Source organism: Enterobacter cloacae complex sp. SHL022, from assembly GCF_049237785.1.
GTDB classification, from domain to species: domain Bacteria; phylum Pseudomonadota; class Gammaproteobacteria; order Enterobacterales; family Enterobacteriaceae; genus Enterobacter; species Enterobacter hormaechei_C.
This window is the reverse complement of record NZ_JBMKJH010000002.1, coordinates 464,277-477,950: the sequence shown is the minus strand read 5'-3', so window position 1 is coordinate 477,950 and position 13,674 is coordinate 464,277. Positions and strand designations below refer to the sequence as shown.

Here is a 13,674-nt window from a genome sequence, read left to right as displayed (position 1 = left end):
TCGGCTGATACCGTGACGTAACGGAATTATTTGTACATCAGGACGTAGTTAGCCGTGGCTTCAACCTGGCCTGCCGTCGCAGTTTTACCTGTTGGGACTTCCATAACCGCTTTGAAATGCAGCGTCTGGGTGGTTGAACCCGCCAGCAGATCAAGCACGTTTGGCTGACCAAGCGTGATGTTGCCTTCCGCGTTATCCAGCAGACGGACGCCCACGTTCTGCGCACCGTTTGCAAAGGTGTTGCTCATCAGGCTGGTATCCGTCGCATCTGTCGCTGCGCTGGTAAAGGTCACTTCCACTTTAGTAATTGGCGTGTCGGTTTCGTCTGCCGGATCGTCAAGCTGGCAGTTTTCCAGATTGATATCGACCGGAACCGGCGTGGATTTTTTGTTGGCGTTGATAACGGCCGTAGTCACTTCACCCAGGTCGACTTCTTTATCAACGCTGTCTGGAGCGATGCTGCATGGTGCGTCAATAACCACGCCTTTGAATTTGATTTTGCCTGAGCCTTGATCATCAGCAAACGCAGAACCCGATACAATGGCAGCCATAGCTGCCGCTAACAGCAATTTTTTACCCATATACATGAAAATATCCTTTTTCAGATTGATTCGTAATGTGAATATTAATTTCAGAATACTCGCAAAGTATACGGATTGGGGCGGGGAGACGCGATTAACGTGACTTAAATATATTTTTAGATGGTTTTAATTAATATTTTCAGGCTATCTGAAGAGGCTTCTTTTTTCGGGGTTTTAATAGATTTATATTTTGTGGGTTATTATATGTAAAATATATAGGATTGTTTTTTTGAATAATATAAAGCCTCCGTATAAAAACGGAGGCATTAATTCTTAGCCAATACCTGCCGTTTGCAGCAGAACCAGGCTCATCCCCATCACTGACATTCCACACAGCACGCCGTAGCTTGGGTTATTGTTGGGATCGATCTCTTTTGCCAGCGGCATCAGCTCATCGACAGAGAGCGCGACCATAATCCCGGCCACGGCAGCCATAATTGCAGCCATTACAACCGGGGATACGAGGCTACCGAGGATCAGCCACGCCAGCACGCCGCCGAGAATTTCAGCCATGCCGGAGATACCTGCCCAAAAGACAGCTGTACGTTTTGAACCCGTGGCGGCATAAACGGGCCCGGCAACGGCAAGTCCTTCAGGAATATTGTGCAAAGCCACGGCCAGCGCCACACCAAAACCTATTTCCAGGTTGCTGCTGGCCGTGACATAGGTGGCGATACCTTCCGGAAAGTTATGCAGGCTGATACCCAGCGTCAGCAGAATGGCCGTGCGTTTGATATTTCCCGGAATGGGGGTAACGCTTTTTTGCATTAAATCCTGCGGGTGCGCGTGAGGAAGAATACGGTCGAGTGCAAAATAACCCAGCAGGCCAATGATAAACATGCCATAGCCCAGAACAGGCGACATCCCTTCGGTGTGAAGCGCGGCGGGCAGCATCTCCATCAGCGAGATAAGCAGCATGATCCCGGCGGCGAAACCCAGCGAGAAGGCCAGCAGGCGATTAGAGGGTTTTTGCCCGAGTACCCCGAGGAACGCACCGATAAAGGTTGCGGCGCCCGCAAGTATGGTCAAAATCAACGGTACTGACATGCATTCTCCTTAAGCGATATCTGGCATTCAAATTTCCTGATGATGATCTTCACGGTTATCTGCGTTCATCTTCACCTGAATGCGCGTAATGTAGGCCTATCACATTGACACCTCCTCTAAGGATATCACCATGTCTTCTTCTCGTATGCCAGCACTGTTTTTAGGCCATGGCAGCCCAATGAACGTCCTGGAAGATAACGTCTATACCCGCGCCTGGCGTCAGTTGGGTGAGACGTTACCGCGTCCGAAGGCAATTGTGGTGGTCTCTGCGCACTGGTTTACCCGGGGTACCGGCGTGACGGCCATGGAAACGCCAAAAACGATTCATGATTTTGGCGGCTTTCCGCAGGCGCTGTATGACACGCATTATCCTGCGCCGGGCTCCCCTGAGCTGGCGCAGCGGCTGGTTGATCTGCTTGCCCCTGTTCCGGTTGCGCTGGACAAAGAAGCCTGGGGCTTTGACCATGGCTCATGGGGGGTGTTGATCAAAATGTATCCGGATGCCGATATTCCGATGGTACAACTGAGTATCGACAGCACCAAACCAGCTGCCTGGCACATGGAGATGGGGCGTAAGCTGGCTTCGCTTCGTGATGAGGGCATCATGCTGATAGCCAGTGGCAACGTGGTACACAATCTGCGTACGGTACGCTGGCACGGTGAAAATACGCCGTACCCCTGGGCAACAGCCTTTAATGACTATGTAAAAGACAACCTGGCCTGGCAAGGGCCGGTCGAACGGCACCCTTTGGTGAACTATCTGGAGCACGATGGCGGTTCGCTCTCTAACCCGACGCCGGAACACTTCTTGCCATTGCTGTATGTATTAGGCGCATGGGACGGTCAGGAGGTTATTACAACCCCGGTCGACGGCATTGAGATGGGGAGTTTGAGTATGCTGTCGGTGCAGGTGGGGTAAACACATGCCCGGTGACGCTGCGCTTACCGGGCCTACGCTCGACATGTAGGCCGGGTAAGGTGAAGCCGCCACCCGGCAAGTCTTACTCGACGAAAATATGCGGGTAGAAACGTGACAGATCCTGCGTAATCAGCGCGCGATCTTCGCGAATGCCAATCCCGGCAGGCTGATCGTTAATAAGCCAACTGCCGATCAGCGTATAGCTGTCGCCAAACTTCGGCAGTTGATAAAACGCCTGGACGATCATCCCTTCTTCACCGTACGGCCCTTCAACTGCTTCCAGCGTTTTACCGTTTTCGATAATCGAGACGTTTGCCCCTTCACGGGAGAAGATTGGCTTAACGACGTATTTCTCCATCGGTGGGAAATCATCTTCGGCAAAATAAGCAGGCAGCAGGTTCGGGTGATTCGGGAACATCTCCCACAGCATCGGCAGCAGGGCTTTATTGGAGATAATGCTCTTCCAGGCTGGTTCCAGCCAGCGCACGCCAGCGTCTTCCAGTTTGGTAGAGAACATTTCCCGCAGCATGTATTCCCACGGATAGAGCTTGAACAGGTTGCTGATCACCTGATCCTGCATGTCCGTAAACTGACCTTTTTCACCTAAACCGATATCTTCGATATAGAGAAATTCCGTCGCCACTTCCGCTTCGGCTGCGCAGTCCTGCAAATACTGAACCGTACCGCGGTCTTCTTCGGTATCGCGGCAGCAGGCGAGGTGCAACAGGTTGAAACCGTGCTGTTCACGCAGTTCGACGAAACGTTCAATCAGCTTTTCCTGAAGGCTGTTGAACTGATCGCTGCCTTCCGGCAAGTTTCCGGCATTCGCCTGATCTTCCAGCCAGATCCACTGGAAGAACGCGGCTTCGTACAGGGAGGTTGGCGTATCTGCGTTATTTTCTAAAAGCTTCGGTTCACCCACGCCATCCCATGCCAGATCGAGGCGAGAGTAGAGCGAAGGCTGGTTCGTTTTCCAGGACTGACGAACAAAGCTCCAGGTGTGCTTCGGAATGCGGAATTTGGTCATCAGCTCATCGCTGTCGATGACTTTCTCAACCACCTTCAGGCACATCTGGTGCAGCTCTGCGGTCACTTCTTCAAGCTTTTCGACCTGAGCAAGCGTGAGCTTATAGTAAGCATCTTCACACCAGTACGGCTCGCCGTACATGGTGTGAAAGTTGAAACCGTATTCGGTGGCTTTTTCGCGCCAGTCCGGGCGCTCGGCAATACTGACTCGTTCCATGATCAGCCGCCCATTGAGCGAGTTGAGGAGCCGGTCGCACTACGCTGCATGGTGGTTTGTTTGGCAACAGACTCACCGAAGCCGCCACGGGTAATGGTGCTGGTGGTGGCTGGTTTCGGCGCCATTGCGGTTTTCGGTACGGTCATCGTACGGCCAGGCGTTGCAGCACCGTAACCCTTGCCGGTGGCATCGGTGTATTTCCCGTAGGCCGGGCTGTTCGGGTTTTTGGAGCTAAACAGCGGCTGCTGCTGGTAGCCCGCACCGCCGCTCATCAAACGGCCCATCATATAACCCGCCATCAGCGGCATCCAGAAGCTGCCGCTGGACTGTGCCTGCGCCTGGTTTTCCGGTGCCATACCCGCCTGAGCAGGTGCCTGCTGGCACTGGCCTTCACCGAATTCGGCTACACAGTCTTCGCGTGAGGCATATTTCGGCGCGGTACGTTCCGCTTCTTTCAGGGCGTTGTTATACGCCGTCGTACACTCAGCGGCTTTACCGGTTGCGCTCGCGCAGTCGTCGGCGTTTTGATACAGCGAAACCGTTTCGTCGTTTTGCTCACAGCCTGCCAGCATAAAGACGGCGGTGACCGCCAGCGCGACAGGTGTCAGGTGGCGTGCGTTCCAGCTTTTGCGGAACGACGCGTGATTCATCGTTTTTGTCCGTTTCATATTTGTCTTCCAGGACCCAGTGGTAATAACGCTCAGGATAGAGGATGAGTGGTTGAAAATGAAGCGACGAGGGGCGAAATCCGGGGGATCTTTACGTTGGCTTACGTTCGGGGGGGGATTAATGTGCTCCCTCTCCCTGTGGGAGAGGGCTGAGGTGAGGGCATCAGGCCGCAGTGGGCCTGATGACACGCTTAATTGCGGAACGGATTCGTGCCGCTGCTGGCAGGTGAGGTGCTACGCGCTGCCGCTGGCTGTGCAACCGGGGTGCTGCTGTTAGCGGTGAAATTATCCACGGCGGCATCCTGCTGTGGATTTTCCGGCGCGACGCTGTCAGGCGACGTGGAAACCGGTTTGCCCAGCGTGCTGTTCAGCATTTGCAGATCCTGCTCGTTCAGCGTACCCAGCGCCTGCTTGATGTTCAGCTGGTTGATCAGGTACTGGTAACGCGCACTGGAGAGCTGCTGTTTCGCGTTGTACAGCGTGGTCGTTGCGTCTAACACATCAACGATAGTACGCGTACCGACGGAGTAACCCGCTTCCATCGCGTCCAGAGAGCTTTGCGCAGAGACAACGGCCTGTTTATAGGCGTTGATGCTGCTGATGGACGCGTTCACGTTGTTGAAGGAAGAACGCACGGTCTGGACCACGTTGCGGTGCGCGCTTTCAAGCTGCTCGCTCGCGCCTACGAAGTTGTACTGCGCCTGCTTAACCTGAGAGTTAACCATCCCGCCCTGGTACAGCGGCAGAGAGAAGCTGAGGCCCACTTTGTTCTGGCCCATATTGTTGTCGTCATACTGGGCAGTGTTGGTTTTAGAACCGCTGTAGCTGGTATCCGATACGCCGGTAGAGGCGCTCAGGCTCAGGGTTGGCAGGTGACCATCCTGTGCAAGACGGATCTGCTCGCGCGCCAGGTCCTGGCTCAGGCGTGCCTGCAGCAAGGTCAGGTTGCGGTTTTCCGCCTCTTTCAGCAGGGCGTTAACCGCCTGCGGCTTGTCTGTTTTGAAGCTGTCCACGTTCAGAGAGGCCAGCTCAGGATAGTAGTTACCGGTGACCTGACGCAGTGCTTCCAGCGCGTTGTCGAGGTTGTTACGTGCGGTCACTTCGTTAGCCAGTACGGTATCGTACTGTGAACGGGCGTTCTGCACGTCAGTGATCGCAACCAGACCCACATTAAAACGCTGGGTGGTCTGATCTAACTGACGATAAATCGCCTGTTTCTGCGCTTCGGTGTAGGAGAGGGCGTCAATCGCGCTCAGTACGTTGAAGTAGGCGGTCGCGGTATTCAGGATAAGCGTCTGCTGATCTGTCTGATAGGTGACATCCTGAATGCCGGCGCTCTTTTCCTGCAAGCTCAGCTCACGCCATTTGGACATGTCGAACAGGGTTTGCGTTAACTGTAAAGAGGCGCTGGTGGCATTTGAGTTGATGCCGTTATTATCGCGAAAACCGTTAGTGTAGGTATAATCTGCACCTAAGCCTAACTGCGGCAGCAGTGGACTACGTGCTTCGTTAATCTTTTCAAACGCAGCATCACGATCGGCCGCTGATTTACGTAAATCAGGGTTGCCCAGACGTGCCTGCTGGTAGACCTGTAACAGGTTCTCTGCCTGGCTCATTGCACTGAAGCCCGTCAGGCTCAGGCCGATAAGGATGGGGAGCAATTTCTTCATTTGCATTCCTTGTTGTGAAGCAGTATTAGCGCTGATCTAATTAAAAATAATTGCCGATTCTAACAGAATCATCCACACCAAAAGGTTGGCGTAACGTGCCATCTGGCGGTAATTTGCTCCAATCTACCATATAGCCATACAAACGGCAGCCAAACAGCCTTGAAATTCACAATTTCATCACCATTGCTACCAGGACTCGACCGATGCAAAAACCAGAAAACGTGCCTGTCACCTTCGCCAAAAACGATGTAGAAATTATTGCACGAGAAACGCTTTATAGCGGTTTTTTTTCAATGGAACTTTACCGTTTCAGGCATCGTCTGTTTAACGGTGAGATGAGCGGTGAAATCAAACGCGAAATTTTTGAGCGCGGGCATGCGGCTGTGTTGCTACCCTATGACCCAGTGCGTGACGAAGTTGTGCTGGTCGAGCAGGTGCGTATTGCGGCTTATGATACCAGCGAAACGCCGTGGTTGCTGGAGATGGTGGCCGGGATGATCGAAGAAGGTGAGTCGGTCGAAGACGTCGCTCGCCGCGAGGCGCTGGAAGAGGCGGGCCTGGTGGTTGGCCGGACGAAGCCGGTGTTGAGCTACCTGGCAAGCCCGGGTGGGACAACGGAACGTTCATCTATTATGGTGGGCGAAGTGGACGCCACGACAGCGGAAGGGATCCATGGTCTGGCAGATGAAAACGAAGATATTCGGGTTCATGTGGTGAGTCGGGAGCTGGCTTACCAGTGGGTAGAAGAGGGGAAAATCGACAACGCAGCGTCTGTCATCGCTCTGCAATGGCTACAGCTGCATTATCAGACATTACGACACGAGTGGAAAAAATGAAGCGTTATACACCTGACTTCCCAGAAATGATGCGCCTGTGCGAAACAAATTTCGCCCAGCTGCGCCGCCTGCTGCCGCGAAACGACGCGCCCGGCGAAACGGTGAGCTATCAGGTGAGCAACGCGCAGTATCGGTTAACGATAACAGAATCAACGCGCTACACTACGCTGGTGGAGATTGAGCAAACGGCGCCGAGCATCAGCTACTGGAGCCTGCCGTCGATGACGGTACGTCTTTATCATGACGCGATGGTCGCTGAAGTGTGTTCAAGCCAGCAGATCTTTCGCTTTAAAGCGCGGTATGATTATCCGAATAAAAAGTTGCATCAACGCGACGAAAAGCATCAAATTAACCAGTTTTTAGCCGACTGGCTAAGATATTGTTTAGCACATGGAGCAATGGCGATTCCGGTTTGTTAGCGTCATAAACCTACCTAAGGACACCATTTGGAAAGCCTGTTGAACCTGACTGTTGCTGGTGGGGCGCCAGTCAGGATATTACAAATCACCGACACCCACCTTTTTGCCGAAAAGCATGAGACGCTTCTGGGCGTGAACACCTGGGAGAGTTATCAGGCGGTTCTTGACGCGATCCATGCTGAAAAGCGGCCATGCGATCTGATCGTCGCGACGGGCGATCTGGCGCAGGATCAATCCTCCGCAGCCTATCAGCATTTTGCTGAAGGGATTGCGAGCTTTAGCGTGCCTTGCGTCTGGCTGCCGGGCAATCACGATTTTCAGCCCGCGATGTACAGTTCGCTTCAGGATGCGGGGATTTCACCGGCAAAATGTGTCTTTGCGGGGGACCAGTGGCAAATTCTGCTCCTCGACAGTCAGGTGTTTGGCGTTCCGCACGGTGAGTTGAGCGACTATCAGCTTGACTGGCTGGAGACAAAACTGGCCGCCGAACCGAATCGCAATACGTTGCTGTTACTGCATCATCACCCGCTGCCGGCGGGCTGTAGCTGGCTCGATCAGCACAGCTTACGCAACTCTGCGGCGCTGGACGGCGTGCTGGCGAAATTCCCGCGCGTAAAAAATTTGCTGTGCGGTCATATTCACCAGGAACAGGATCTCGACTGGAACGGTCGACGTCTGCTCGCGACGCCCTCTACCTGCGTGCAGTTTAAGCCGCACTGCGCCAACTTTACGCTGGATACCATCGCACCGGGCTGGCGCTGGCTGGAGCTGCATGCCGATGGCTCGCTGACCACCGAAGTTTGCCGTCTGGCCGGGGCACAATTCCGCCCGGATACCGCTTCGGAAGGCTATTGATGTCGACGCTTCTCTATCTGCATGGGTTTAACAGCTCACCGCGTTCGGCGAAAGCGACGCAGCTTCGCCAGTGGCTGAGCGCGCATCATCCCCACGTGGAGATGATTATTCCGCAGTTGCCCCCTTATCCGGCGGATGCGGCAGAGATGCTGGAATCGCTAGTGCTGGAACACGGCGGCGAATCGTTTGGCGTTGTCGGGTCGTCGCTCGGCGGCTACTACGCCACCTGGCTGTCGCAGTGCTTTATGTTGCCCGCTGTCGTCGTCAACCCGGCGGTCCGGCCATTTGAGCTGTTAAGGGACTTTCTTGGCGAAAACGAGAACCCCTACACCGGCCAACAATATGTGCTAGAGTCACGCCATATTTACGATCTCAAAGTTATGCAGGTCGACCCGCTTGAAGCGCCCGATCTTATCTGGCTGCTGCAACAGACGGGAGATGAAGTGCTGGATTACCGCCAGGCAGTGGCGTATTACGCATCCTGCCGCCAGACTGTAGAAGAGGGCGGTAACCATGCTTTCACGGGCTTTGAAGATCATTTCACCCAGATTGTCGATTTTCTTGGACTGCACAGCCACTGACAATCAATGCGAATTGCTAGCTTAAATCATGACGCAAACCTATAACGCTGATGCCATTGAGGTACTCACCGGGCTTGAGCCGGTTCGCCGCCGCCCGGGGATGTACACCGATACGACGCGCCCAAACCACCTGGGCCAGGAAGTAATTGATAACAGTGTGGACGAAGCGCTGGCAGGCCATGCCAAACGCGTGGACGTTATCCTGCACGCCGATCAGTCGCTGGAAGTCATCGACGACGGCCGCGGCATGCCGGTAGATATCCACCCGGAAGAGGGTGTTCCCGCCGTTGAGCTGATCCTCTGTCGTCTGCACGCGGGCGGTAAGTTCTCCAACAAAAACTACCAGTTCTCCGGCGGCTTGCACGGCGTGGGGATCTCCGTGGTTAACGCCCTGTCAAAGCGCGTGGAAGTGAACGTCCGTCGCGACGGCCAGGTGTATAACATCGCGTTTGAAAACGGCGAAAAAGTGCAGGATTTGCAGGTCGTCGGGACGTGCGGTAAACGCAACACCGGCACCAGCGTCCACTTCTGGCCTGACGAAAGCTTCTTCGACAGCCCACGCTTTTCTGTTTCCCGCCTGACGCACCTGCTGAAAGCCAAAGCGGTGCTGTGCCCGGGCGTGGAAATCACCTTTAAAGACCACGTTAATAATACCGAACAAACCTGGTGCTACGCCGATGGTCTGAACGACTACCTGTGCGAAGCGGTTAACGGCCTGCCAACCCTGCCGGAAAAACCGTTCGTCGGGAATTTCGAAGGCGATACTGAAGCGGTGGACTGGGCGCTGCTGTGGCTGCCGGAAGGCGGCGAGCTGCTGACCGAAAGCTACGTTAACCTGATCCCCACTATGCTCGGCGGGACCCACGTCAACGGCCTGCGTCAGGGGCTGCTGGATGCGATGCGCGAGTTCTGCGAATACCGCAACATTCTGCCGCGCGGCGTGAAGCTGTCGGCGGAAGATATCTGGGACCGCTGCGCCTACGTGCTCTCCGTGAAGATGCAGGATCCGCAGTTTGCCGGTCAGACTAAAGAGCGCCTGTCGTCACGCCAGTGTGCGGCGTTCGTCTCCGGCGTGGTGAAAGATGCATTTACCCTGTGGCTGAACCAGAACGTTCAGGCCGCAGAAATGCTGGCTGAAATGGCGATCTCCAGCGCCCAGCGTCGTCTGCGCGCGGCGAAGAAAGTGGTGCGTAAAAAGCTGACCAGCGGCCCCGCGCTGCCGGGCAAGCTGGCGGACTGTACCGCGCAGGATCTCAACCGCACCGAGCTGTTCCTGGTGGAAGGAGACTCGGCAGGCGGATCGGCCAAGCAGGCGCGCGATCGTGAATATCAGGCGATCATGCCGCTCAAGGGTAAGATCCTCAACACCTGGGAGGTCTCGTCTGATGAAGTGCTGGCCTCGCAGGAAGTACACGATATCTCGGTTGCGATCGGTATCGATCCGGACAGCGACGATCTGAGCCAGTTGCGCTACGGCAAGATCTGCATTCTCGCGGATGCGGACTCCGATGGCCTGCACATCGCCACGCTGCTCTGTGCGCTGTTTGTGAAGCATTTCCGCGCGCTGGTGAAAAACGGTCACGTCCACGTGGCGCTGCCGCCGCTGTACCGAATCGACCTCGGCAAAGAAGTTTACTATGCACTGACGGAAGAAGAGAAAGCGGGCGTGCTGGAACAGCTTAAGCGCAAGAAGGGCAAACCGAACGTTCAGCGCTTTAAGGGGCTGGGTGAGATGAACCCGATGCAGCTTCGTGAAACCACGCTGGATCCGAATACCCGCCGTCTGGTGCAGCTGACCATCAGCGATGAAGATGAACAGCAAACTAACGCCGTGATGGACATGCTGCTGGCCAAGAAACGTTCTGAAGATCGACGTAACTGGCTACAGGAGAAAGGCGACATGGCGGATATAGAGGCCTGATACACGCTGTCTTTTTGCCGGGTGGCGGCTGCGCCTTACCCGGCCTTCTTAACCCGTAGGCCCGTGCAAGCGTAGCGCCGCCGGACAAGAAATGCAGCTCATCACGATGAATGGTTTTTCCGGTACTGCAATGGCGTCTCGCCAATCCCCTTTTTAAACGCGCTGATAAACCACGTCACGTCGGAAAATCCCGCCTGTGCGGCAATGTCACGCACGCTCGAATCAGTGTGGAGTAAACACTCGCACGCCTTACGCAACCTTAGCGTGTTCAGGTAGTCGTGAATTTTTTCGCCTGTTTCCGCATGGAATCTTCGCGATACGTAACTGCGCGATTTACCCAGCTCTGCAGCCAGCGCATCCAGACGAAATTTCTCCTGATAATGCTCGTCGAGCCAGATCATGACCTGGCTGGCGATCCCCTGGCTGTTGCCCGGCTCGCCGTCGCGATCGTCGGGCAGCATCGCGAACAGGCCGATCAGCAGGCTGGCGATGCTCTCGCCGTTCATCGGCGGTTTATAGCAGCTAAACAGATGGTCGATATGGTGGTGACAGTGGGCTAAATCGGCGACCCACGCTTCGCCACCACGGCGTGACAGCCGCTCCAGGCGCTGCCGGGTCTGGGGAAAATCCCGCAGGATCTTCAGCACCGCGTGCTGGTCGAGATGAATAATGGTGCGGCGGTAAATTGCCTCCGCCTGTTCGTCCACCATGACCTTGTGCAGCGTAAAAGGCGGGAAGAAAAACAGTCGTCCGGGGCGCATGGTGTAGTGACGTTTATCGACAATCGCCACGCCAAAGCCCTCTTCCACATAGAGGATCTCCAGACACTGATGCCAGTGATGGTAGCGCACCGTATTGGCAAACAGGCGGCTGAACGAGGCCACGGTATCGTTCAGGGCGATCAGTTCCAGAAGGTCGGTTGTCGGCGTGTCGTGCATAGTGCAATAAAACTCAACTTTTTCCCGTCTGATCGTCTTTATAAACCACCTTTTTAAATTTTCTCAACTGGAGGTTTATTCATCGTTCATGCCTGTGACACGGCTAACATTTCTGCACCTTGCGGATTCACTATGCTTTGCCGCAGTTGATTACGAGGGCGAACCGATGTGGGCGGCAAACAAAGAAAAATCAAATCCGTTGTCTTCACGCCAGGAGGTAGTGGCGTCGTTGAATGCACTTTTACAGGCGCTGGACACGCAATTTCCGGCGAACCGTTCACGATTCCCGCTGGGCGACACCTGCGCCCATTACACAGCAGATATTGCGCAGATGGAGGGACTTTCCCGCGCGCTGTGGGGGCTGTTTCCGCTGATGGCGTCCGGCGAAAGCACGCCGTTCAGCGAGAAGTACCTTACTGCCATTAAGCTTGGTACCGACCCGCAAAGCAGCGGTTACTGGGGTGAAACCGGCCCGTACGATCAGCGTCTGGTGGAGATGGCGGCCTACGGTCTGGGGCTCGCTCTGCTGGGAGATAAACTCACCGCGCACTTTACCGGTCGCGAGGTGATGAACCTGCACGCGTGGCTCAACCAAATCACCGACGCGCAGATGCCGGACAGCAACTGGAACTATTTTGCCATTATGGTTCAGCTAGGCTTTAAGCGCGCTGGCCTGCCGTACGATCAGGCCGCCATTGACCACCGCTTTGCGCTGATGGACGCCTACTACCTCGGCGACGGCTGGTATTCCGACGGTCCCGGCCGCCCGAAAGATTACTACATCTCCATGGCTTTCCATTTCTACGGCCTGATTTACGCCACCCTGAGTAACGACGAGGCGAGGGCGAATGTGCTGCGCGAGCGCTCGCGCCTCTTCGCGGAAGACTTTATCTACTGGTCCGCCGCCGATGGCGCCTCGGTGCCGTTTGGCCGCAGCCTGACCTACCGCTTTGCCATGGTTGCCTTCTGGAGCGCGGTGGCCTTTTCTCAGCTGGACGTCTTCACCCCGGGCATCGTGAAAGGCATTGTGCTGCGGCATCTGCGCTGGTGGCAGCAGCAGTCGATTGTCGATCGCGACGGCATTCTCACCCTGGGGTTTGCGTATCCGAACCTGGCGATGTGCGAGGATTACAACTCCCCCGGTTCACCGTACTGGGCGCTGAAAACCTATCTGATCCTGGCGCTGCCGGAAGCACACCCGTTCTGGCAGGCGGAAGAACAACCGCTGCCCGCGCTTGCTGAAAAACATGTGATCCCGCATGCGCAGCAGATCCTGATGCATTCGAAAGATTCGCAGCACGTCGTCATGCTCACCGCCGGTCAGCTGGAGCTGAACAACTACGTCAACACCGAAGCGAAATACACCAAATTTGCCTACTCCAGCCGCTTCGGATTCACCCTTGAGCGCGGGCGTTTTGGCCTGAAGCATGCCGCCTGCGATTCCATGCTGCTGCTGGCGGACGGAGATGACTATTTCCGCGGTCGTCGCGAGTGCGAAGAGGTTCGGGTGGATGAAAATTACATTTTCTCGCGCTGGTCGCCGCGGCGCGACGTGCAGATTACGACCTGGCAGATCCCGTTCGGGGAGTGGCACCTGCGCCTGCACCGTATCAACAGCACGCGCACTCTGCAAACCGTCGAGGGCGGCTTTGCGGTGATGAAAACCGCCCACCAGGTGCGCGAACGCGGTTGTTATCTGTTGGCTGAAAACGGCAGCAGCGTCATTGTCGATCTTTCGCCGATCATTCAGCGCCAGCCAGACAGCATCGTCACGCCGCCGAACAGCAGCATTATGTTTGCGGAGTGCGCCTCCATTCCGCTGTTAAAAGCTGACCTCCCGCAAGGGGAAAGCTGGCTCTGTTGCGCCGTCCTGGCTGGCGGAAGACAGCCTGCTGCGGCGACGCCGCAGCTGAATATAACCCATAACCAGGTCGTTATTAGCGAACCCGGAAGCGAACGTAAGCTGTCGTTCACATTATAAAAATCTGGCCCTACA

At 55.4% G+C, this 13,674-nt stretch carries 13 protein-coding genes; 7 read left to right on the top strand and 6 right to left on the bottom strand.

From position 1 onward, the window contains the following. Window positions 1–26: 26 nt before the first annotated feature. Window positions 27–587, bottom strand: coding sequence for a fimbrial protein (locus tag ACOTZD_RS06515; RefSeq protein ID WP_003862529.1), 561 nt, complete (start codon window positions 585–587; stop codon window positions 27–29). Window positions 588–854: 267 nt separating this feature from the next. Next, complete coding sequence (gene zupT / locus ACOTZD_RS06510; RefSeq protein WP_023314868.1) at window positions 855–1,628, bottom strand: zinc transporter ZupT; 774 nt, start codon at window positions 1,626–1,628, stop codon at window positions 855–857. 130 nt (window positions 1,629–1,758) lie between these two features. On the opposite strand from zupT, the gene ygiD reads away from it, so the two are divergent. Further along, on the top strand, window positions 1,759–2,547 hold the full coding sequence (gene ygiD, locus ACOTZD_RS06505; RefSeq protein ID WP_023314867.1) for a 4,5-DOPA dioxygenase extradiol: 789 nt from the start codon (window positions 1,759–1,761) through the stop codon (window positions 2,545–2,547). 82 nt (window positions 2,548–2,629) lie between these two features. On the opposite strand, the gene ACOTZD_RS06500 is transcribed toward ygiD, so the two are convergent. From ACOTZD_RS06500 to tolC, 3 genes are all read right to left on the bottom strand, one after another. Then, the gene (locus tag ACOTZD_RS06500) at window positions 2,630–3,790 is read right to left on the bottom strand and encodes a glutathionylspermidine synthase family protein (RefSeq protein ID WP_023314866.1); all 1,161 of its coding nucleotides are present in this window, start codon (window positions 3,788–3,790) and stop codon (window positions 2,630–2,632) included. Between the two features lie 2 nt (window positions 3,791–3,792). Further along, the gene (locus ACOTZD_RS06495; protein WP_003862522.1) at window positions 3,793–4,458 is read right to left on the bottom strand and encodes a DUF1190 family protein; all 666 of its coding nucleotides are present in this window, start codon (window positions 4,456–4,458) and stop codon (window positions 3,793–3,795) included. A 191-nt stretch (window positions 4,459–4,649) separates the two neighbouring features. Beyond that, entirely contained in the window at window positions 4,650–6,128 is a 1,479-nt protein-coding gene (gene tolC, locus ACOTZD_RS06490; RefSeq protein ID WP_023314865.1) for an outer membrane channel protein TolC, read from the bottom strand. 203 nt (window positions 6,129–6,331) lie between these two features. Between tolC and nudF the strand changes: the two genes are divergently transcribed. Genes nudF through parE form a run of 5 tightly spaced genes read left to right on the top strand, consistent with a single transcriptional unit; the run spans window position 6,332 to window position 10,740 of the window. Then, on the top strand, window positions 6,332–6,964 hold the full coding sequence (gene nudF, locus ACOTZD_RS06485) for an ADP-ribose diphosphatase (protein ID WP_003862517.1): 633 nt from the start codon (window positions 6,332–6,334) through the stop codon (window positions 6,962–6,964). Beyond that, the gene (locus tag ACOTZD_RS06480) at window positions 6,961–7,383 is read left to right on the top strand and encodes a DUF1249 family protein (protein ID WP_003862516.1); all 423 of its coding nucleotides are present in this window, start codon (window positions 6,961–6,963) and stop codon (window positions 7,381–7,383) included. The genes nudF and ACOTZD_RS06480 overlap by 4 nt, the downstream gene beginning before the upstream one ends. A 27-nt stretch (window positions 7,384–7,410) precedes the next feature. Then, window positions 7,411–8,238, top strand: a complete 828-nt coding sequence (gene cpdA / locus ACOTZD_RS06475) for a 3',5'-cyclic-AMP phosphodiesterase (protein WP_023314864.1) — start codon at window positions 7,411–7,413, stop codon at window positions 8,236–8,238. Next, window positions 8,238–8,819, top strand: coding sequence for an esterase YqiA (gene yqiA / locus ACOTZD_RS06470; RefSeq protein WP_023314863.1), 582 nt, complete (start codon window positions 8,238–8,240; stop codon window positions 8,817–8,819). The genes cpdA and yqiA overlap by 1 nt, the downstream gene beginning before the upstream one ends. Before the next feature lie 28 nt (window positions 8,820–8,847). Next, window positions 8,848–10,740 carry a DNA topoisomerase IV subunit B gene (parE, locus tag ACOTZD_RS06465; protein ID WP_003862513.1) on the top strand — a complete coding sequence of 631 codons (1,893 nt, stop codon included), beginning with the start codon at window positions 8,848–8,850 and terminating at the stop codon, window positions 10,738–10,740. A 101-nt stretch (window positions 10,741–10,841) separates the two neighbouring features. On the opposite strand, the gene ACOTZD_RS06460 is transcribed toward parE, so the two are convergent. After that, window positions 10,842–11,678: an AraC family transcriptional regulator gene (locus ACOTZD_RS06460; RefSeq protein ID WP_174402463.1), complete on the bottom strand. Its 837-nt coding sequence runs from the start codon at window positions 11,676–11,678 to the stop codon at window positions 10,842–10,844. A gap of 166 nt (window positions 11,679–11,844) precedes the next feature. On the opposite strand from ACOTZD_RS06460, the gene ACOTZD_RS06455 reads away from it, so the two are divergent. Further along, on the top strand, window positions 11,845–13,659 hold the full coding sequence (locus tag ACOTZD_RS06455) for a DUF2264 domain-containing protein (protein WP_174402462.1): 1,815 nt from the start codon (window positions 11,845–11,847) through the stop codon (window positions 13,657–13,659). Window positions 13,660–13,674 lie beyond the last annotated feature (15 nt).